24 protein-coding genes are annotated in these 18918 nt (G+C 65.3%); 12 read left to right on the top strand and 12 right to left on the bottom strand.

The features are described from left to right. Positions 1-12 precede the first annotated feature (12 nt). The 12 genes from KI243_RS03785 to KI243_RS03730 all read left to right on the top strand — a co-directional run bounded on the left by KI243_RS03785 (position 13) and on the right by KI243_RS03730 (position 9709). A complete protein-coding gene (locus KI243_RS03785; protein WP_177109607.1) occupies positions 13-975 on the top strand; it encodes an FHA domain-containing protein in 963 nt (320 codons plus the stop codon). Next, positions 972-2321, top strand: coding sequence for a FliI/YscN family ATPase (locus KI243_RS03780; protein WP_017126719.1), 1350 nt, complete (start codon positions 972-974; stop codon positions 2319-2321). Before KI243_RS03785 ends, KI243_RS03780 begins: the two co-directional genes overlap by 4 nt. Positions 2322-2323: 2 nt before the next feature. Beyond that, positions 2324-2767 (top strand): hypothetical protein, encoded by a 444-nt coding sequence (locus tag KI243_RS03775; protein ID WP_017126718.1) that lies wholly within the window; start codon positions 2324-2326, stop codon positions 2765-2767. A gap of 7 nt (positions 2768-2774) precedes the next feature. Then, positions 2775-3332, top strand: a complete 558-nt coding sequence (locus KI243_RS03770) for a type III secretion system HrpP C-terminal domain-containing protein (RefSeq protein WP_244861812.1) — start codon at positions 2775-2777, stop codon at positions 3330-3332. Then, entirely contained in the window at positions 3329-4060 is a 732-nt protein-coding gene (locus KI243_RS03765; RefSeq protein ID WP_212810466.1) for a type III secretion system protein, read from the top strand. The genes KI243_RS03770 and KI243_RS03765 overlap by 4 nt, the downstream gene beginning before the upstream one ends. Next, a complete protein-coding gene (locus tag KI243_RS03760) occupies positions 4050-4388 on the top strand; it encodes a FliM/FliN family flagellar motor switch protein (protein WP_177108722.1) in 339 nt (112 codons plus the stop codon). Before KI243_RS03765 ends, KI243_RS03760 begins: the two co-directional genes overlap by 11 nt. Further along, a complete protein-coding gene (gene sctR / locus KI243_RS03755; RefSeq protein WP_017126714.1) occupies positions 4385-5038 on the top strand; it encodes a type III secretion system export apparatus subunit SctR in 654 nt (217 codons plus the stop codon). Before KI243_RS03760 ends, sctR begins: the two co-directional genes overlap by 4 nt. A gap of 8 nt (positions 5039-5046) precedes the next feature. Beyond that, a complete protein-coding gene (sctS, locus tag KI243_RS03750) occupies positions 5047-5313 on the top strand; it encodes a type III secretion system export apparatus subunit SctS (RefSeq protein ID WP_017126713.1) in 267 nt (88 codons plus the stop codon). After that, the gene (sctT, locus tag KI243_RS03745) at positions 5313-6107 is read left to right on the top strand and encodes a type III secretion system export apparatus subunit SctT (protein ID WP_017126712.1); all 795 of its coding nucleotides are present in this window, start codon (positions 5313-5315) and stop codon (positions 6105-6107) included. Before sctS ends, sctT begins: the two co-directional genes overlap by 1 nt. Further along, complete coding sequence (sctU, locus tag KI243_RS03740) at positions 6104-7180, top strand: type III secretion system export apparatus subunit SctU (RefSeq protein WP_017126711.1); 1077 nt, start codon at positions 6104-6106, stop codon at positions 7178-7180. The genes sctT and sctU overlap by 4 nt, the downstream gene beginning before the upstream one ends. 76 nt (positions 7181-7256) lie before the next feature. Then, a complete protein-coding gene (locus KI243_RS03735) occupies positions 7257-8219 on the top strand; it encodes a type III secretion system chaperone (RefSeq protein ID WP_212810465.1) in 963 nt (320 codons plus the stop codon). Then, positions 8210-9709 carry a hypothetical protein gene (locus KI243_RS03730; protein WP_017126709.1) on the top strand — a complete coding sequence of 500 codons (1500 nt, stop codon included), beginning with the start codon at positions 8210-8212 and terminating at the stop codon, positions 9707-9709. Before KI243_RS03735 ends, KI243_RS03730 begins: the two co-directional genes overlap by 10 nt. A 6-nt stretch (positions 9710-9715) precedes the next feature. Here the strand turns inward: KI243_RS03730 and KI243_RS03725 are convergent, their stop codons facing one another. The 12 genes from KI243_RS03725 to KI243_RS03670 all read right to left on the bottom strand — a co-directional run bounded on the left by KI243_RS03725 (position 9716) and on the right by KI243_RS03670 (position 17898). Continuing rightward, positions 9716-10075 carry a type III secretion protein HrpV gene (locus tag KI243_RS03725; protein WP_177086935.1) on the bottom strand — a complete coding sequence of 120 codons (360 nt, stop codon included), beginning with the start codon at positions 10073-10075 and terminating at the stop codon, positions 9716-9718. Positions 10076-10080: 5 nt separating this feature from the next. Further along, entirely contained in the window at positions 10081-10254 is a 174-nt protein-coding gene (gene hrpT / locus KI243_RS03720) for an HrpT family type III secretion system protein (RefSeq protein ID WP_244861882.1), read from the bottom strand. Positions 10255-10292: 38 nt separating this feature from the next. Continuing rightward, positions 10293-12377, bottom strand: coding sequence for a type III secretion system outer membrane ring subunit SctC (gene sctC, locus KI243_RS03715; RefSeq protein WP_178992473.1), 2085 nt, complete (start codon positions 12375-12377; stop codon positions 10293-10295). Position 12378: 1 nt separating this feature from the next. After that, positions 12379-12810, bottom strand: coding sequence for a hypothetical protein (locus tag KI243_RS03710; RefSeq protein WP_017126705.1), 432 nt, complete (start codon positions 12808-12810; stop codon positions 12379-12381). Next, entirely contained in the window at positions 12797-13021 is a 225-nt protein-coding gene (locus tag KI243_RS03705) for a hypothetical protein (RefSeq protein WP_017126704.1), read from the bottom strand. Before KI243_RS03705 ends, KI243_RS03710 begins: the two co-directional genes overlap by 14 nt. A 96-nt stretch (positions 13022-13117) precedes the next feature. After that, on the bottom strand, positions 13118-13693 hold the full coding sequence (gene sctL / locus KI243_RS03700; RefSeq protein WP_244861811.1) for a type III secretion system stator protein SctL: 576 nt from the start codon (positions 13691-13693) through the stop codon (positions 13118-13120). 22 nt (positions 13694-13715) lie between these two features. After that, positions 13716-14246, bottom strand: a complete 531-nt coding sequence (locus KI243_RS03695; RefSeq protein ID WP_177146568.1) for a type III secretion protein — start codon at positions 14244-14246, stop codon at positions 13716-13718. Beyond that, entirely contained in the window at positions 14243-15046 is an 804-nt protein-coding gene (gene sctJ / locus KI243_RS03690; protein WP_177119293.1) for a type III secretion inner membrane ring lipoprotein SctJ, read from the bottom strand. Before sctJ ends, KI243_RS03695 begins: the two co-directional genes overlap by 4 nt. An 8-nt stretch (positions 15047-15054) precedes the next feature. Beyond that, on the bottom strand, positions 15055-15414 hold the full coding sequence (gene sctI, locus KI243_RS03685; RefSeq protein ID WP_017126700.1) for a type III secretion system inner rod subunit SctI: 360 nt from the start codon (positions 15412-15414) through the stop codon (positions 15055-15057). A gap of 57 nt (positions 15415-15471) precedes the next feature. Then, on the bottom strand, positions 15472-16497 hold the full coding sequence (locus tag KI243_RS03680; RefSeq protein WP_178992005.1) for a hypothetical protein: 1026 nt from the start codon (positions 16495-16497) through the stop codon (positions 15472-15474). 58 nt (positions 16498-16555) lie between these two features. Further along, positions 16556-16882, bottom strand: a complete 327-nt coding sequence (locus KI243_RS03675) for a hypothetical protein (RefSeq protein ID WP_017126698.1) — start codon at positions 16880-16882, stop codon at positions 16556-16558. 32 nt (positions 16883-16914) lie between these two features. After that, a complete protein-coding gene (locus tag KI243_RS03670; RefSeq protein ID WP_017126697.1) occupies positions 16915-17898 on the bottom strand; it encodes a sigma-54-dependent Fis family transcriptional regulator in 984 nt (327 codons plus the stop codon). Positions 17899-18918: the final 1020 nt, after the last annotated feature.

Below are 18918 nucleotides of genomic sequence, written 5' to 3'. Positions count from 1 at the left end.
GAGCCCCGCATGATGTACGAACTGCGGGTATTGAACGGCCTGCACCAGGGCGCCGCGTTGCCGCTGGTGGGCGAGCAGTGGTTGATCGGTGCCGACGCCGATCACGACCTGGCCCTCTACGATCCCGGCGTGGCGGCCCGGCATTGCCGGCTGACACGCAGTGCCGATGGCTGGACCCTGAGCGCCGAAGACAGCCTGATCAACGACGATGAGGGCCACGCCCACAGCCTCACCGAACTGACGCCGAACCAGACCTTTGCCCTGGGCAATGTCTGGCTGTGCCTGGCACCCGCCGAAGACGCCTGGCCGCTGGTGCCGGTGGCCCATGACAACGCTTCCCGCCCGGCGGCCTTCGACCCACGGGCCGATGAGTTCGCCGCCTCCGCGCCGCTGGAGAAAGTCAGTGCCCGCGCGGGCTGGTTCAGCCGGCGCAATGCCCTGCTGGTCGGCGTGCTGTTGAGCCTGCTCGGCGGCGCCTGGGCCTGGAACCGCAGCAGCGTCAGCCAGCCGACCGTACCACCGGCGCCGCCCATTGCCAGCCCGGCGAAGGCTGCGCACGTCGAACCACCGGCTCCGGGCAAGACCCGCCTGGCCAGCCGCGAAGACACCCGCCGCCTGCTCAATACCCTGCTCAGCGATCGCCTGCTGACCGACGTGCGCATCGAAGACAGCGTCGACGGCCTGACCCTCGCAGGCGGCCTCAAGGGCGATGCCCTGTCGGTCTATCAACGGATGCTCCAGCGTTTCCACGAACGCTATGAATCGGCCGTGCCGATTGTCGACAGCGTGGTCCCGGTCAGCAGCGGCCTGCCTTTCGTCATCGTCCAGGTGATTTCCGGCGCCAACGGTCACCTGGTCACCGATGACGGCCACCGCCTGTATGTCGGTGACGAACTCAACGGGCTGCGCCTGACCCGCATCGACGACCAGCGCATCGAATTCGAAGGCGACCAGCACTACGAGGTGCGCTGGTGAGTGCCGCCCTCGCCCAGTGGACCCGCGAGCAGACCCGCCGCCTGACGCAACTGTCGGCGGTGCAGGTCAGCGGGCGGGTCTCGGCGGTCAACGGCATCCTGCTGGAGTGCCAGATTCCTGCGGCGAAGATCGGCGACCTGTGCGAAGTGAGCAAGGCCGACGGCAGCAGCATGCTGGCCGAGATCGTCGGCTTCACCACCCAGTGCACCCTGCTCAGCGCCCTGGGCACGCCCGATGGCATCCAGGTCGGGGCGCAGATCCGGCCCCTGGGCATGGCCCACCGGATCGGCGTCGACGACAGCCTGCTCGGTTGTGTCCTCGACGGTTTCGGTCGGCCACTGCTGGGCGATGGCGAAGGCGCTTTCGCCGGCCCCTATGACACCCGCGAAACCATGCCGGTGATCGCCGATGCGCTGCCGCCGACCCAGCGTCCGCGGATCACCGCCGCGCTGCCCACCGGCATCCGCGCCATCGACAGCGCGATCCTGCTCGGCGAAGGCCAGCGGGTCGGCCTGTTTGCCGGGGCCGGTTGCGGCAAGACCACCCTGCTCGCGGAAATGGCCCGCAACATGGCCTGCGATGTGATCGTCTTCGGCCTGATCGGCGAGCGTGGCCGGGAGTTGCGTGAGTTCCTCGACCACGAACTGGATGACACCCTGCGCCGGCGCTCGGTACTGGTCTGCGCCACCTCCGACCGTTCGAGCATGGAGCGCGCCCGCGCGGCGTTTACCGCCACGGCCATTGCCGAGGCCTACCGGCAGCGCGGCCTGAAGGTGCTGCTGCTGATCGACTCGCTGACCCGTTTCGCCCGCGCCCAGCGCGAAATCGGCATTGCCGCCGGCGAGCCGCTCGGTCGTGGCGGCCTGCCCCCTTCGGTCTACACCCTGCTGCCGCGCCTGGTGGAGCGCGCGGGCATGAGCGAGAACGGCTCGATCACCGCCCTCTACACCGTACTGATCGAACAGGACTCGATGAACGACCCGGTGGCCGACGAGGTCCGCTCGCTGCTCGACGGTCATATCGTGCTGTCGCGCAAACTCGCCGAGCGCGGGCACTACCCGGCCATCGACGTGCCCGCCAGCATCAGCCGGATCCTCAGCAACGTCACCGGCCGCGCGCACCAGCAGGCCAACAACCGCCTGCGTCGGCTGATGGCCGCCTATCGCCAGGTGGAGATGCTCCTGCGCCTGGGCGAATACCAGCCCGGCGCCGATCCGGTCACCGATTGCGCGGTGCAGCTCAACGACGCCATCAATGATTTCCTGCGCCAGGACCTGCGTGAGCCGGTGCCGCTGGAAACCACGATGGACCTGCTCACCCGCCTGACCTCGCAGTTGCCCGAGTGACCATGGACGAAGAACTCGAAGCCGACCCCAACCACGTCGCCATGGCCCAGGTGATCCAGATCCTCACGCCGTTGCGCCAGCACCGCCAGGCCAGCGCCGAGCGCGCCCAGCGCCGCTTGCAGCAGGAGCTGGAAACACTGCACCAGCAGCTCCTGCACAGCGAGCAGTCCTGGCTCCAGGAGCGCGACAACCAGCGGGTTCGCCGCCGGCAGCTGTCCCAGGCGCACCTGCAGCAGACCCTGGAGTTGAACGAGGTCGAGCGCTGGCATGAAAAAGAGCGGCGCATGCTCGACCGACTGGCCTTTATCCAGCAGGACGTCAGCCAGTTGCGCCAGCAGATCGAGCAGCACCAGCAGCGCCTGGAGCAGGCCCGGATGGAAGCCAGGGCCCGTCAGCGCGCCGTGGAAAAACTCGCCTGCATGAGCGAGAACCTGAATGAGGAATGACTCCGCGATGACCACTCCGATCAAGCCCGTCGCCCCGCACCCGGCGCACCGGCCGGCACCCGCCGCACGGGCCCCGCAGGCCGAGAACCGCCTGCCCTCACCGGCCTTTCCGCGCCGCGCCGAGACCGAGCGCGCACGCCAGTCCGGGGGTGCGTTCGGTGCCAGTCGCGACAGCGGCGAGATGACCGCCGACGGCCTGTTCTTCGAACAATTGCTGGCGCCGTCCGCCAGCGACCAGGGCGACCAATCTGAGCAGCACGGCGGCTCGGGTTTCAGCCTGTTCCAGGCCGCCGAGGCCATTCCCACGCAGTTGATCGACGAACTGGCGCTGCAACTGCCGGCCCGCGGCGACCGGCCTTTCAGCGCCACCTTGCTGATGCCCAACCTGGGCAAGGTCCAGGTCCGTGCCGGCAGACGGGACAACCAGTGGACCATCGACCTGGGCTTTGAACGCGCTGATGTGCTCAATCGCCTGAGCAACAATCGGCAGGCCTGCGAGGACGCCTTCAGCCAGGCCCTGGGCCGGGAAGTGAACCTGTCCCTGCACGGAACCGGAACGGCATGACGCCCCTGGCATTGCGCCCGGTGTCGCGGACACTGGCCAGCGCCAGCCGCCTGCTCGGCCGTGGCCGCTGGCTGGAATATCCGCTGCGTGGCGCTGTGGCCCGGCTGAGCCTGAGCCCGTTGCTCGCGGCCGATCAGCTCACGCCGGACGACCGCGCCTGGACCACCCTCGACAGCGCCCAGGGCCGCTTGCACCTGACCGACGCCGACGCCGTGCTGAGCCTGTTCGGCGAAGTGCCTGCGGTGACCGGCGGACCGTTGCAGGCCTGGTACTGGCAATACCTGAACCAGCAACTGAGCCCACCGCTGGCCGCCTTGCTGGCGCCCCTGGAACCGCGGCTGCCGGCGGATGACGAGCGCGCCGGACACATCGCCTGCCGACTCGTGGTGCACTGCGCCGACGAGTCGGTGCAGGCACGCCTGAGTTGCGATGCGCAGACCCTGATCCACCTGCTGGACGCCCTGCCCTGGCAGGTCCTCGAACAACCGTTGCCCGAGGATTGGCCGCTGCCCGCGCCGCTGGTCCTCGGCGAGCTGAGCCTGACCCTGAACGAACTGCGCTCGCTGCGCCCCGGCGATGTCCTGCTACCCGGCCGCACCTACTTCGATTGCGCCGGGCAAGGCGTGCTGCACCTCGCCGCCCGGACCTGGCGCGTCGCCACCGGCGTCGCCAACGACACGCTACTTGTACAGCTCAACCATGAGGAAACCCCGCACGATGGACAATGATGCACTGTACGAAGACGTGCCGGTGGCACCGGACGACCAGGACGAGGCACAGCACCCGGCACAGGAGCTGGGGCTGGAGCAGCAACCCGAACAACCGCCATCGCCCCTGGCTGGCCTGAACCTGGACCTGACCATCCGCAGCGGCAGCATCAGCCTGCCCCTGTACGCCCTCCAGCGCCTGGCGCCGGGGGTGGTGCTGGAAGTCACCGGCGTGGTCCCCGGCGAGGCGACCCTGTGCCATGGCGAGCGCGTGGTGGCCCACGGCGAGCTGGTGGACGTGGAAGGCCGGCTCGGCCTGCAGATCACCCGGATGGTATTCGACCGATGATCCTGGATGGCATGAACCCGATCATGCTCGCGCTGTTTCTCGGCGCGTTGTCCCTGATCCCGCTGTTCCTGATCGTCTGCACCGCGTTCCTGAAGATTTCCATGGTGCTGCTGATCACCCGCAACGCCATCGGTGTGCAGCAGGTACCGCCGAACATGGCGATGTACGGCATTGCCCTGGCCGCGACGATGTTCGTCATGGCGCCGGTGGCCCATCAGATCCAGCAACGGGTCCACGACAACCCGCTGGAAATCGGCAGCACGGAAAAACTGCAATTCAGCGCCAACACCGTCATGGAACCGATCGAGCGCTTCATGACCCGCAACACCGACCCCGACGTGCAGGCCCACCTGCTGGAAAACACCCACCGCATGTGGCCCGCCGAGATGGCCGAGAAGGCCAGCAGCAGCGACCTGCTGCTGGCGATCCCGGCGTTCGTGCTGTCGGAGCTGCAGGCCGGGTTCCAGATCGGTTTCCTGATCTACATCCCGTTTATCGTCATCGACCTGATCGTCTCCAACCTGCTGCTGGCCCTGGGCATGCAGATGGTCTCGCCGATGACCATCTCGCTGCCTCTCAAGCTGTTGCTGTTCGTGCTGGTCCAGGGCTGGTCGCGCCTGCTCGACAGCCTTTTCTATTCCTATCTGTGAGACCTGCCGTGGAAGCGTTGGCACTGTTCAAGCAAGGCATGTTCCTGGTGGTGATCCTCACCGCGCCGCCCCTCGGCGTGGCGGTCCTGGTGGGGGTGATCACCTCACTCTTGCAGGCGTTGATGCAGATCCAGGACCAGACGCTGCCGTTCGGCATCAAGCTCGCCGCCGTCGGCCTGACCCTGGCCGCGACCGGCCGCTGGATCGGGGTCGAACTGATCCAGTTCATCAACCTGTCCTTCGACCTGATCGCCCGCACCGGTGGTGCCCATTGATGCCGTTCAACGCCGAGAGCGCCTTCGAGCTGATGCTCGGCATGGGCCTGGCCATGGCGCGGATCCTGCCCTGCCTGATCCTGGTCCCGGCCTTTTGCTTCAAGCACCTCAAGGGCCCGCTGCGCTATGGCGTGACCTGCGCCCTGGCGTTGATCCCGGCGCCGAGCATCGGTCGCGCCCTGGCCCTGGAAAACGACGCCTGGTTCACCATCGCCGGGCTGCTCCTGAAGGAATCGGTACTGGGCATTCTCCTGGGCCTGTTGCTGTACGCGCCGTTCTGGATGTTCGCCACCGTCGGCGCCTTGCTCGACAGCCAGCGCGGCGCCCTCAGCGGCGGCCAGCTCAACCCGTCCCTCGGGCCGGACGCGACGCCCCTGGGCGAGTTGTTCCAGGAGGCGCTGATCATGCTGGTGATCCTCAGCGGCGGGCTGTCATTGATCACCCAGGTGATCTGGGACAGCTATGAAGTCTGGCCGCCCACCGTCTGGGTGCCGGGGCTGAATGTCGGCGGCCTGGACGTCTTTCTCGGCCAACTCAACCAGACCCTGCAACACGCGCTGCTGTATGCCGCGCCCTTTATCGGCCTGCTGCTGTTGATCGAAGTGGCATTCGCCATCATCGGTCTCTACGCCCAGCAACTGAACGTCTCGGTCCTGGCGATGCCGGCCAAGAGCATGGCCGGCCTGGCGTTCCTGCTGATCTACCTGCCGACCCTGCTGGAACTGGGCAACGGCCAGTTGCGGCAACTGCTGGACCTCAAGCATCTGCTCGGCCTGCTGGTGCAGGTGCCATGAGCGAAAAAACCGAAAAGGCCACGCCCAAGAAGCTGCGCGACGCCCGTGAAAAAGGCCAGGTGGGACAAAGCCAGGACCTGGGCAAGCTGCTGGTGCTGATGGTGGTCAGCGAGGTCGCCCTGGGCATGGCCGACGACAGCGTGGCGCGCCTGGAACACCTGATGTCGCTGACCCTGCGGCGCATCAACCAGCCGTTCCTCAGCAGCCTGACGGAAATGACCGGCGAGGCCACCTGGCTGCTGATCAGCTTCATCCTGATGAGCGTCGGCCTGGCGATGCTGATGCGCATGGTCGGCAGCTGGGTGCAGATCGGTTTCCTGTTCGCGCCCAAGGCCCTGAAAATCGACTTCGGCAAGCTCAATCCCATCAGCCACCTGAAGCAGATGTTCTCCGGGCAGAACCTGATGAACCTGCTGCTGAGCATCCTCAAGGCGGTGGCGATCGGCACCACCCTCTATGTCTCGATCAAGCCGGTGCTGGGCACCCTGGTGCTGCTGGCGGATTCGGACCTGAACACCTATTGGCATGCCCTGCTGACGCTGTTGCGCAGTGTCCTGCGCACCACCCTCGGCCTGCTGCTGGCGATCGGCATGATCGACTTCGCCCTGCAGAAGTATTTCCACGCGAAGAAAATGCGCATGAGCCACGAGGACATCAAGAAGGAATACAAGGAGTCCGAGGGCGATCCGCACGTCAAGGGCCATCGCCGCCAACTGGCCCATGAGCTGCTCAACGAGGAACCGCGCACGCCGCCCAAGCCGGTGGAAGACGCGGACATGCTGCTGGTCAATCCGACCCACTTCGCCGTGGCGCTCTACTACCGCCCCGGCCAGACACCGCTGCCGCTGATCCACTGCAAGGGCGAGGATGCCGATGCCCTGGCGCTGATCGAACGTGCCCGGCGCGCGAAGATTCCGGTGGTGCAGAGCGTGTGGCTGGCGCGCACCTTGTACAAGGTCAGGACCGGCAAATACATCCCCCGTCCGACCCTGCTCGACGTGGCTCATATCTACCAGGTGATCCGCCAGCTCGATGAAGTCACCGACGAGATCATTCAGCTCGAAGAAGACTGATCCAGAGCCTTCCGATTCATCAAACTGACATGTTGTTGCGCTCAAATGGGCTTCAAAAGCCCCACAGGTAGAGCCCATGCAATCACATGTTCGCCCACCCGCTGCAAAAGGCCCGCAAATCCCCATTCCAGACGCCGCGGCGAGCTGGTTCCTGAACGCGGCGAGGCAGCTCGGGCTGGCGGATCCGCAGGCTCGCGACTTCGCCCGCAGCGGTGAATTGCCCCTGCCGGGCCTGACCCTGCAACTGGTGCAGTGGCAGCAGCAACCGGTGGCACAATGGCTGGCACTGGGCTGGTTGCAACGCCCCCTCGACTGCACCCCGGCACTGTGGAGCGAACTGCTGTTGCGGGCCAATTGCGCCACCAGTGCGATGAGCGCCTGCGCCGGCGCACTGGATGATCACGGCAACGCGGTACTGGTCTCGCGCCTGCAATACCAGCCGTACTCGGACACCCGCTACCTGGCCGCCGAACTCAGTCACTTGCTGGCCCTGGGCGAAAGCCTGATTGCCGGCGCCACGGCCTTGAGCTCGCCTCTCGCCACCGGCAACGCAGCGGCCGGCCCGCCACCGGCGGCAAGTCCCGCGGCCCGGGCACAGGCGCAAGCGGCCATGGCGCAGACTTGGCATCGCCCGCTGCTGGAACAGGTCCTGCGCCACCTTGGCATCGCCCCGCCGCCGGCGGCCCCGGAAACCGTCGGTGTGATCCGGCTCAACGGCCGCGCGCTGGAAATCATCGCCGACAGCGACCAGCGTCACCTGCTGGTCAGCACCGCCATCGATGCCCCGCTGCACGGCAGCGACCAGCGCGAACTCGCCCTGCGCGCCAACCTGCAACTGATGACGCTTACCGGTTGTGCCATCGCCCTTGCCCCACAGGGTGCCTGCCTGCAGGCCCGCTGGGACAGCCAGGGCCTGGACGCCCAGGCCTTTGTCGACTGGCTGCTGGACTTCGCCGCCTTCGCCGAAAGTTTCGCCACGCCTTCCGCGCCAGAAACCACGCCCACCAGAACCCAGCTGAGGAACCCGACATGGTCTTGAGAACACAGGCGCCCACGGTCAACGCCACGCCGCCGACAGCGGCCATCGAACTGGCGGTGCGTACTCCGGGCGCAGTGGAAAACGCCCAGGTGGCCGTCGCGCCCCCCGGCTTCACCGCCCGTGCGGCCCAGGCGGCAAGCGGCATGGGCCAGGCGTTTCATCGCCAGTGCCTGGCGCCCGCGTGGAAGGGCATGAATGCCGCGGGAACGGCGATGTACCAGGGTGGCGTCAGCGCCGGCAACAGCATCCGGCACACCGCCGTGCAAAGCTGGGCCGACACCGCCGCCAACCTGCCGTCCGGGCGCAGCACCCTGGCCGCCGCCGGGCAGACCCTGCAACAGATGGTCACCTGCGGGCTGCCGACCTACGCCCGTGAAGTCGCCTTCATGCACACCTACAGCGCCCTGGCCGAGGGTCTGGCGCAGAAGAGTCCGGGCGGTGCGCTGGCCTTGCAGGCGGCAATCTCGCTGGCCACCGTCGCCAGCCATGTGTATGTCCGCCAGCCGCGCCTGGATCGCCTGGGCGCCGAATCCACCGTCGCCGTGCGCGGGCATTTCGCCCTCAGCGAGCGGCAATGGAACGCCCTCGGTGCCGATCAGCAGCAGGCCCGGCGCGAGCAGATGCAGCGCGACTCGCGCAATGTCACCCGCAACCAGATTGCCGCCGAAGCGATCTACCTCGGCCTCGGCGCCCTTGGCGCGGCCCGGGGCGACGGTGCCCTGAGCGCGCGGATCCTGGCGACCCAGCTGCGCAACGTGATCTATGCCCTGTCGCGGGAAACCATGCAGGCCAGCCTGAGCATGACCGGCAAGCACGACGACACCAAGACCCACGGCGTCAACGAAGACAACATGGCGCTGCTGGGCTGGGCCTACGGCACCATGACCCTGACCATGGGGTTTATCCAGGACTCCATCAGCCCCAAGACCCTGCCACCGGGCCAGACCCTGTCGAGCCCGGCCCTGACCGGCGCCGACCACCAGCCGTTGCGCGGCGACGCCCTGGCCCGCTCGATCCAGACCTTGGCGGGCACCCGCGCGGCGTTCAACACCGTCACGGCAATTATCGACGGCCACCTGCAAAAGCATTTCGACACCCGGCAGGCGGGCACCACCCAGCAGTTCGAGGCCAGCCTGCCGCTCAAGGATTATGGGCGTCTGTTCGATCAGTCGCCGGCGCGGGTGGCCTGGACCTCGCTGGCCAGCGCCATCAACATGGCCATGGGGGAATTGACGCGGGGCGGGACGACACCGGCCCTGTCCAGCTTCCTCGGCAACAGCGGCACCGCCCTGGCCATGGGCCTGGCCTATCGCACCATGAACCAGACATTCCAGGCCCATGGCAGCGTGCGCAAGGCCATCGACGCCCCGCCACCGGCCGCCACGGCGGTGGAACCGGTGCAGGCGCGGATCGAGGCTCAGGCGGGGATGGTCAACCGCAGGGGCAACACACGGGTCGCCCGCGCCGCCCTGGCGGACGACGCGGTCTAGGCCGCGTCAGTGCGGGGAGTCGTTGAGGTGTTCAAGCCCCGCCAGCATCAGTTGATGCTGGCGGATCTGATCGAGTGACGGGCTCCCCTCGCCACCGCCCGGCACCGCGTGCCAGACGACAAAGTTGCGCTGGGGATCGAGGAACAGGAAGTAATCGGGGAAGCGATGGGATTGGGTGAAACGCCGCTCGAGGGTTTCACGCAGTTGTTGAGGTTTCAGCGCACGCTTCTCGATATGCAGGGCAATCCCCCAGTCGTGATGCTCACGTCGACTGAGGAAGGACACCCCGCTGACCAGAGGCCAGATCGCATCCTGCTCTGCTGCTACCCGCTCGTAAAACGCCGCCTTACCGGAAACGCGAATCATGACGCTTAGTCCTTCAATGGCACGACTGTAAAATCGAGTACTCGTTCGGGGCCTTCCAGACCGTGGCGCATCTCCTCGGGCCACCAGATCACCAGGCTGCGATCGGTGGAATCCGGCCGGCTGCACGCCAGGCCCGTACAACCCACCGGCGGCGGCGCGGTACTGCAGCCGGCCAGCATGACCCCCAGTCCCGCCAGCGCGAGACAGATCAACTTGTTCATGGTTTCGCTCCCTTGAGCAGTGAAGCGCGGACCTGGGCATTGCCCTGGGCGGCCCTGGGCTGGCGCAGGGCGATGAACACTTCGCTTTCCTCTCCCGGTTGCAACCAGGCATGGGGCCAGGCCGCGACCCCGAGCACCCAGCGCCCGCCACAGCCGCTCTCGTCGACACGCACCGGCTGGGTCCCGGTATTGCGCGCCACCACCACCGCCACGCCCCAGGTCTTGTGGCCGTACCACTGGGCGCGCTGGCGGTCGATGACCAGGCCACCGCCGGAATCGCAGAGACTGTCCGGCACGAACGGCAAGGCGCCGCCGCTGCTGAAGCCGCTCGGCTGCAGGCCGTCGAGCAACTGGGTAAAGGTGTTCTGCACCTGGATCCGCGTCGGCTGCGCCTCGCTGCGGCGCTTGTCGATGCGCTGGCCGGCGGCGTCGATATCGTCGGGGTTGCCGTTCTCGACATACCGCGCCGGGTCGACCTGGTCGCCGATCAGCCGCGGCGTGAGAATGAACAACCGCTCGCGCTTGGTGGTGCGATGGCTGGTGGAGGTGAACAGCACCTTGCCGATCACCGGGATATCGCTGAGCCAGGGAATCCGGCTGATCTTGTCGTTGGACTCCAGGCCGTGAAACCCGCCGACCACCAGCGAACCACGCTCGGCAACGATCGCCTGGGTGCTGACGTTGCCCTTGCGCACGCTGGGCTGGGTGACATTGAGCACCGACTGGTCGATCTGCCCGTCCTCGATATCGAGGATCAACTGCACCTGCGACTTGCCATTGCCGTTCAGCGAGCGCGGGATCACCTGCAGGCTGGTACCGGCGGTGATCGGCTGGATATCGGCGACCCGCTCACCGGTGGCGGTGATGTACTCGGTGCGGCTGAAGTCGATGACCGCCGGCTGGTTTTCCAGGGTCAGGATCGACGGGTTGCCCACCACGGTCGCGGCGCCCCTGGCCTCCAGCGCATGCACCGCCAGGGCGAACCGCCCGGAGTTTTCCGCCGACAGGGTCGCCCCCGAATCGAGCAGCGAACCGCTGACATTGGTACCGCCGGCCCAGACGTTCCAGCTGCTGGAGAGTTCGGCCAGGTCATCGCGGTTGATGTCGAGGATCACCGCGTCGATCTCGATCAGGTTGCGCGGCTGGTCGAGCTGCTTGACCAGTTCCTGGTACAAGGCCTTGCGCTTGGGCAGGTCATAGATCAGCACGGCGTTGTTGCGCACATCGGCGCTGACGCGGATCCGCGACTTGCTGCCGCCGGGCGTGCCGCCATGGCTGTTCTTGGCGCCAGCGGTGGTGTTGGCCAGGACCCGGTCCAGGCCTTGCTGGAGGCTGTCGTTATCCAGGCCGCCGAGCAGGGTCGACGAGGCACCGTAGGGATTGCTGCCCTGGCCGCCGCCCAGGCCCGCACCCTGCAAGAGGTTGGCGGCGTTCACCGTGTCTCCCCGTGCACGACTTTCCAGCAGGTCCTGGAGAATGGTCGCCACGCCGGCCACCGTTAGTTGCTGGTCGCGGTAGCGGATGGTGCGGTCGGCGGCGTTGGCGTAACGCAGCGGCAGCACCACGACATCCTGTTTTTCGTCCGGGGTGTCGACCTTGCGGCTGTACTCGCGAATCATCTCGACGTAGCGCGGCGGTCCGCTGACCAGCACCACGCCCTCGTCGGGCAAGGCGCCCCAGCCGAAACGCGGATCGAGCAGGCCGACATCGGTCAGTGCGCTCTTGAGGTCATCCGCCGCATCCTGGGACACCTCGATACGGGCCGAGGTCTGCTGGTCGGTCGGACTGACATACAGCGTTTCGTTGTACACGAACCACTGGAAGTGATGCTCCTGCCCCAGCCGATCGAGAAAGGCCTGGGGACTGGCGGCGCGGATACGACCGTCGACCACGCCGTCCAGCGGGCCCATTTCCAGGCCGATGCCGAATTCCCGGGCAAAGTCCTCCAGGGTCGTCGCCACATCAGCCTGCTTGGCGTCATAGGCATACGCCGTATGTTTCCACGCCGGCGGAACCACCGCCAGGGCCGGGGCACCGGCCCACATCAACAACCACGGTAACCACCAGGCAACCTTGCGCATTTCAGACTCCCGGCTGCCAGCTGTGAAGGGTCGGACGCCCGGAGGCGCTGGCCGCCAGGCTGTCGAGGGTGGTGCGCAACAGGCTGAGCATCGCCGCCCGTTGGTTGGCCAGGTTCTCCAGGCGTTCGAGCAGGCGTTGCGGCGGACACGGCCGTGGCTGCCAACTGACCAGGACCAGGCAATGGCTGTCGGGATCGATGGCCAATGCGCCCTCGCAGTGGCAGGCCACGCTGGCCGCCCCCTGGTTCAGGAGTGCCGTCACCCGTTCCGGGTCGGCCGCATCATAGGGATCCAGCACATCGATACTGCAGCGCACGCCGCCTTCGATGGCGACGAGCCGGGCGTTCGCATCATCGATCCAGCAGTCCAGCGGGGTGCCGGAAGACTGCTCGCACCACTGGACGACGATCGCCGTAAAATCACTGAATTCCATCGATGATCGACTTTGTCAGGCCATGTTGGGCGCGCAGCCCTTCGCTCATCACCGAAGTGGCGGTGGCCATTTTCTGCGCCGCATCGGTAAACGCCATCATGTCCTCCACCGAACCGCTTTCGGCGGCGGCCATGGCGGCGTCATCGGTGCCGGTCTGGTTGTGGGTAAACGAGTGATCGAGGCGATGTTGCAAGGCTTTGAAACTGATCATCGAGGTCGCTCCAGCGAGGTGATGCCTGTGAGTGGAGCAAAGCCGCCAGTGGGTTCCACTTTTTCCACGGCCGATGACCGCCAGGCGCACCCGCTGTCATTCACCGCGCAGCGACAGGCAACGCACCAGGCCTTCCCAATCCAGCTCGAAGGTCCCGGTGTCGCTGCTCAGGCGCAGCGCCTGGGGCCCGAGAAAGGCGTCTTCGCGCAGTTGCCAGAGCTGCGCGAAGCGACTGCTAGCCAACCAGGCCTGGACCTCGTCGAACAGCCCGGGGGAACAACTGAGCACCGCACTCACCGCCTGGCGCTGACTGCCCGCGAGGTGGCCGACCAGGGCGCGGACCCGCTCGGCGGGACCGGTTTCGCCAAACAGGCGGGTCATGGCGGCGACCAGCACGCTCTCGGCCGACACCAGCACTTCCTGGTGCAAGGCTTCGCGCTCGCTGTCGAGGGCCTGGAGAAAATCATTGGCCTGTTCCCAGAACTGGCCGAGGGCCTGGTCAAGATAGCGCTGGCATTGTTCGCGGGCGTCCGCCAGCAAACGCTCGGCCTCTGCCCGGGCCGCCGCCAGGACATCCGTGGCTTCCTGCGCCTGGGCCAGTTGTTCCAGGCGCACGATGGGCGAGTGTGGCAGCGCCGAGGCGCCGAGGGACAAGCGTCTGAGACTCAGCACGATAACGGGCTCCAGGGGCGGCTCATGGGGTTCCGACCCGCCAGAGTATGGCGCGCCAGAGGGTATCGAGTTTCTGCCGTGGCAGATCCGCCAGCGGCTCCAGCTGCTCATCCGGCGCCCAGGCCAGGCGCAGGCGTGACCAGAACGGCGCGCCCAGCCAGCTGGCCAGCAACACCCGTGCGTCCACCGTCGGCTGATCGAGCCACAGGCCAGGGCGCAGGGCTTTCGCCAGGCTGCGGCACCATTGCCCGTGACGTTCGGGAACCGTGGGCTGGTGCGGGAGCGGCGCGCAGCAGATCGACCTGGCGAGCAACAGCGCCTGCTCGCGCTGCTCGGCGGTCAGGGACAACCACAACGCGACATCGGCATCGACAGGCGGCGGCTGGCTGGGCATCACCCCCAGCGCCTCCAGCAGTTCACCGTGTCGGCTGCCGGCCAGGGCCGCGGCGTGGCCGGCATCCAGCCCGCGTGCCGCGAGGAGTCGCAGGCGCCAGTCGGGATGGGCCCAGCGCCAGGTGCAACACCACCAGTTCACCCAGTCGAGTTCGCTCACAGCCGCGCCGGGTACCGGGAGGCGTTGCGCCGACCGGGAAGCAAGCGCCCCAGCAGCGCCTGGCGCCAGTCGGCCCGCAGGATCAGGACGATCAGCAGCAGCAACAGCAAGACGCCGGCCACTGCCACGAGCAGCGCCGAGTTCCAGAAGCCCTGGTCGCGGCTGTCCACCAGGAACGGCCCGAACGCCACCAGTTTCTGTTTGTCTTCGAACTCCACCGCTGGCACGAAGACGATGGCGAATTTCTTCGAGTTCAGGGTTTCCTGGGACATCCCGGGAATGCTGCTGGCGACCATCTGCTGGATACGCCCGCGCACACTGTCCGGGTCCAGCGCCGAGGTGTGCTTGATAAACACCGCCGCCGAGGCCGGCTGCACCGGTTCGCCCGGCGCGATGCGTTCGGGCAGCACCACATGCACCCGGGCCACGACCACCCCGTCGATCTGCGACAGGGTCGACTCCAGTTCCTGGGACAAGGCGTAGATGTAGCGTGCCCGCTCTTCAAGCGGCGTGGAGATCACCCCTTCCTTCTTGAAGATTTCCCCCAGGCTGGTGCGGGTCCGCCGCGGCAGGCCCGCCGCGTCGAGGACACGCACCGCGCGATTGATGTCGTGACTGGAGACGATCACCGTCACGCCGACCTTCTCCGCCTGTTTGTGCGCCTCGATATGCTGGTCGGCCAGTTGCGCGATCACCTCGTTGGCATCCTGCTCGGACAGGCCACCGAAGAGCTTGCTTTCATCGCTGCAGCCGGCGAGCAGCGACAGGCACAACAGCAGGAGCGGCCAGAGCGATCTCACACGCGGTCCTATTGCAGGTTGGTGAGCTTGTCGAGTGCCTGGGCACCCTTGCTCACCACCTTGGTGGTCATCGCCATCTGCAGGGAGTACTGGGACAGGGAGCGGCTCATCTTGACCACGTCCATCGGATCGGCCGAACCGGCGGCGACCTTCATCGCCCGCATGGCCTGCTCGGACAGACGTCCCTGGGACTGCAGGCGGTCGGAAATGGCATTGACCATGCCGTCGGCCAGGTGTCCGGAGACCCCGTGGTCCTGACGCATGGCGTTGTTGAACAGGTCGACATCCGCCTGCGCGGGCCCGGAAACCAGCCCCTGCTCATGGTCGACGGGCAAACCCTTGAAGGAGTGGATGGGGGCTAGGCTCACGGGACTTCTCCGGCAGACAGTGTCGAATGGTGGAATAACGCCACAGCGAACCGGGCATCAGCCCAGGCTGCTGGTCATCACGTCGAGGATGTTTTGCGCAGCCTGGGCAGCGGAGTTCTGCAGGTCATGCTGCTGCAGATGATGCCCCAGGCCACCGGACTGCAAGCCACTGGCCAGGCCCAGGCCCATCTCCAGGCCCTGCTTGAAGATATCCATCGGATTCTTCGCGCCCATCAATTTCGCCAACTGGTCTTCGAGGCTGTTGACGACCTTGGCCAGATCACCACGTGGCGACGCTTGCTGGGGACTGCCCAGGCCGCCGTTGTCGGCAGGCTCCTGCTGTGGGGTGCCGAGGCCGCCGTTGCCGGACAGATCCTCTTGCGGGCCACCGAGACCGCCGCCATCGGACGAGCCCTGCGGGCTGCCCAGGCCACCGGCATTGGCCGGCTGGGTCGAGGCATCGCCAGCGTCGCCCCCGTCCAACTGCTGGGAAATCTGGTCGAGCGCCGCCCTGAATTTCGCCGTTTCGCCCTTGTCGAGGTAGTTGTCCTCGTCCAGCTCCTTGCTCCATGAGCCGGAATCAGGCGCGCCGAACAGCGCCTTGTTCTTGTCCATGTAGTCGGCGACCTGTTGCAGGACCGGTTTGTCGGCGTTGGAAAAGGTCGAGCCGTCACCCTTGTCGGTCAGGGCGTGATCCAGGATCGACTTGCTCAGGCCGTTCATGACCTGCGACAACAGGTCCGGACCGCCCTGCCCGCCACCGATTCCGGCGTCGGCGGCAGCACCGAAGTTGCTGCCCAGCTTGTCCTTGATAACTTCGCCCAATGCTTTTTTAACTGCACCGCTATCGCTGTTGCCCATTAATGCCGCCAGCGGATTATCTTTCTTTAGTTGCTGTTCAACCATTTTCCCCAACGGCGAATCGGTGGAAAGATGGCCTCCTGACATTAAGGCATTGCTTAACTTTTCGATAACGCCCTTGAGGGTCTGGGGCGAACCGGAAGCGTCCGAAGTTGAAGCTGACGGAATGACAGTGCCTATCCGCCCGAATGCACCGGCAGAGCTGGAAACAGAATTTAACATGGAAGAATCTCGCTAACGATCACAATGCCCCCTGAACAATCAGGGGGCCGGGGGATGATTAATAGCTGATGCCCTTGGCGGTTTGCGCCACGTTCGAGATTTCCTTGTTCGCGGCGTCGGTCTGAGCGGAGCTGATGGCCTGCAGAGTGTTGCGCTGCTCGGTCTGCATCGCGGCCTGGCCTTGCAACATGATATTGCGCGCGGACTGCTCGTCCTGCATCTGCATCATCTTCATCTGTGCGTCGGCGGCCTTGCCGCCACCGGACAAATCCGCCGCCGCTGACTGGTTTTGCGCGTTACCCTGGATAGAGTTGGCGGTTTCCTTGACAGAGTTGAAACCATTGACCGCCGAATTCACCATACCGCCGATACCTGGAAGTTTCATAATCTTCTACAACTCCTGATTGTTCACCCACGTCAGTGCGGGATATCCATGAGTGGAACCCCCAGCGATTTGAGTTCCATCTTTTTTTCCAGGCCATCGTTCTTCAGGAAAATATCCAGGGTCTTGATCCGGTGGTACAGGGTCCGCCGCGGCACGCCCAGCTCCATGCTGACCGCATCGACGGACTGGCCGTGGCGCTTGAGCGCCTCCTGGATCAGCGTGCGTTCGATCACCCGCATCTGCGCCTTGAGGGTCTGCCCCTCGACATCGTCCGGCGCATCGCCGCCCAGCAGCGGGAACCCCAGCACAAAGCGCTTGGCCGCCGACTTCAGCTCACGGATATTGCCCGGCCAGGAATGGCTGAGCAGCATCTGCGCCAGCGAGGCGTTCAACGGCTTCTGGCCCCGTCCGAGATCGCGGGTGGCGGCACTGACGAACTTGGAAAACAGCGGGATGATCTGCTCGCGACGCTCACGCAATGCCGGCAACTGGATGGTCAGGACATTGAGGCGAAAGTACAGGTCGCGACGAAACAGCCCGTCCTCGACCATCTTCCCCAGGGGCCGCTGCGCCGAGGCGATCACGCACAGGTCCAGGGGGATCACGGTGGTCGACCCCAGGCGCTCGATGGCCCGCACCTCGAGCACACGCAGCAGCTTGGCCTGCAGGCTCAACGGCATGCTGTCGATCTCGTCGAGATAGAGCGTGCCGCCCTGGGCCGCCTCGATGTAGCCCATGCGCGACCGGCTGGCCCCGGTAAAGGCGCCGCTGACCACCCCGAACAATTCGCTCTCGGCGAGGGATTCGGGAATCGCCGCGCAGTTCATCGCCACAAAGGGACCGCTACGGCCGGAAAGCCCGTGGATCCGCTGGGCCAGGGTATCCTTGCCCGTCCCCGTCTCACCCGAGAGCAGCAGGTCGATGCCCAGCTGAGACGTGCTTTGCGCAATGATCTTTATATTGGGAATCTCCTTCTCGGAGTCAAGCTCACAATCAAAGCAATCGTACACACCCATCTACGATCTCCAGATCGGTCCGCTCTATTAAATTCCCCGCCAGGCGAGGCCGTCGCTTCCTTTGTAACCACCTGGTGACATTTGCATCGCACCGGCAGCTGTTGCGAACAGAACCCCGCACTCGGAACAACTTACCGAGCAGAAAAATCCATTATGTTTTTATTTTCCACAACGCCAAAAAAACATCAGGACAGGCTTAGTGCGCCCAAAAATTGGCAAGCCGCTTATTTAAGACAACATGATTGCCCTATACTTGAAACAGAACCGACGAGTACTGATATTCAGCAAGTTCGCTTTTCCGCTAACACTATTCGGAAACCGGCGCTATTAACAGGGCATTAAAATAAGAGCACGCGCACAAAAAACCTGAAATATCTTCTTTGAACGATTCGTACAAACGTTTGAAAGGCCACCTTATCATTCACGCTCCATTGACCGATAAAGATCGGCATCCCACGATAACTGAGGCCGGCAAAGCAGAGTGGTTCCCGGTAGTGGGCGAAAGAATACATTCGTACTTATGCCTGTCAACCGTAATCTTACATCGACAGATGCCAGTGCGAGTTATTCTCCCCTGCCCCGTTTTCGAACACTGAAGTTCAAATACCGGGCAATGGACAAAATACTCCTGAAAGCCCCGGCAATGTCAAAGCACTGGCATTACAAACTTTAGAGTGCCAGCACTAGAGATGTCATGTGATCGATACCGCAAGTGCAATGATGATTTTTCATGGAACTCATTTCGCCCGGCGAACCACTCACCTGCGAACGAGCCGGTTTTTTCATCGGCGAAGCCACCACCACCCAGGCAGGCCCCCTTATGCGGTCTGCGCCACGGTACGCCCGTGATGCCCGGAGAACAACCAATGAACATTGACGGGCATCCGCTGGGCATGGCCGCCACTGCCCCCTTTATGGGGGACATGGGCAGGCTGTCAGCCCCGGCCACTGGGCCTCGCGCCCCCGGCAAAACCACGGGAAAAACTATGGAAGGCATTAGTTAATTCAATGAACACCGCT

Origin of the sequence: Pseudomonas sp. Ost2 (genome assembly GCF_018326065.1) — a bacterium.
In the GTDB taxonomy this organism is placed as follows: domain Bacteria; phylum Pseudomonadota; class Gammaproteobacteria; order Pseudomonadales; family Pseudomonadaceae; genus Aquipseudomonas; species Aquipseudomonas gingeri.
The sequence above is the reverse complement of the archived record's forward strand: the minus strand, read 5'-3'. Positions and strand labels throughout refer to the sequence as shown.

Coding starts and splice junctions, on each gene's coding strand:
- KI243_RS03785 (WP_177109607.1), top strand. CDS start 13: ATGTACGAACTGCGGGTATTGAACGGCCTGCACCAGGGCGCCGCGTTG.
- KI243_RS03775 (WP_017126718.1), top strand. CDS start 2,324: ATGGACGAAGAACTCGAAGCCGACCCCAACCACGTCGCCATGGCCCAG.
- KI243_RS03770 (WP_244861812.1), top strand. CDS start 2,775: ATGACCACTCCGATCAAGCCCGTCGCCCCGCACCCGGCGCACCGGCCG.
- KI243_RS03765 (WP_212810466.1), top strand. CDS start 3,329: ATGACGCCCCTGGCATTGCGCCCGGTGTCGCGGACACTGGCCAGCGCC.
- KI243_RS03760 (WP_177108722.1), top strand. CDS start 4,050: ATGGACAATGATGCACTGTACGAAGACGTGCCGGTGGCACCGGACGAC.
- sctR (WP_017126714.1), top strand. CDS start 4,385: ATGATCCTGGATGGCATGAACCCGATCATGCTCGCGCTGTTTCTCGGC.
- sctT (WP_017126712.1), top strand. CDS start 5,313: ATGCCGTTCAACGCCGAGAGCGCCTTCGAGCTGATGCTCGGCATGGGC.
- sctU (WP_017126711.1), top strand. CDS start 6,104: ATGAGCGAAAAAACCGAAAAGGCCACGCCCAAGAAGCTGCGCGACGCC.
- KI243_RS03735 (WP_212810465.1), top strand. CDS start 7,257: ATGCAATCACATGTTCGCCCACCCGCTGCAAAAGGCCCGCAAATCCCC.
- KI243_RS03730 (WP_017126709.1), top strand. CDS start 8,210: ATGGTCTTGAGAACACAGGCGCCCACGGTCAACGCCACGCCGCCGACA.
- KI243_RS03725 (WP_177086935.1), bottom strand. CDS start 10,075: ATGATTCGCGTTTCCGGTAAGGCGGCGTTTTACGAGCGGGTAGCAGCA.
- hrpT (WP_244861882.1), bottom strand. CDS start 10,254: ATGCTGGCCGGCTGCAGTACCGCGCCGCCGCCGGTGGGTTGTACGGGC.
- sctC (WP_178992473.1), bottom strand. CDS start 12,377: ATGCGCAAGGTTGCCTGGTGGTTACCGTGGTTGTTGATGTGGGCCGGT.
- KI243_RS03710 (WP_017126705.1), bottom strand. CDS start 12,810: ATGGAATTCAGTGATTTTACGGCGATCGTCGTCCAGTGGTGCGAGCAG.
- KI243_RS03705 (WP_017126704.1), bottom strand. CDS start 13,021: ATGATCAGTTTCAAAGCCTTGCAACATCGCCTCGATCACTCGTTTACC.
- KI243_RS03680 (WP_178992005.1), bottom strand. CDS start 16,497: ATGTTAAATTCTGTTTCCAGCTCTGCCGGTGCATTCGGGCGGATAGGC.
- KI243_RS03675 (WP_017126698.1), bottom strand. CDS start 16,882: ATGAAACTTCCAGGTATCGGCGGTATGGTGAATTCGGCGGTCAATGGT.
- KI243_RS03670 (WP_017126697.1), bottom strand. CDS start 17,898: ATGGGTGTGTACGATTGCTTTGATTGTGAGCTTGACTCCGAGAAGGAG.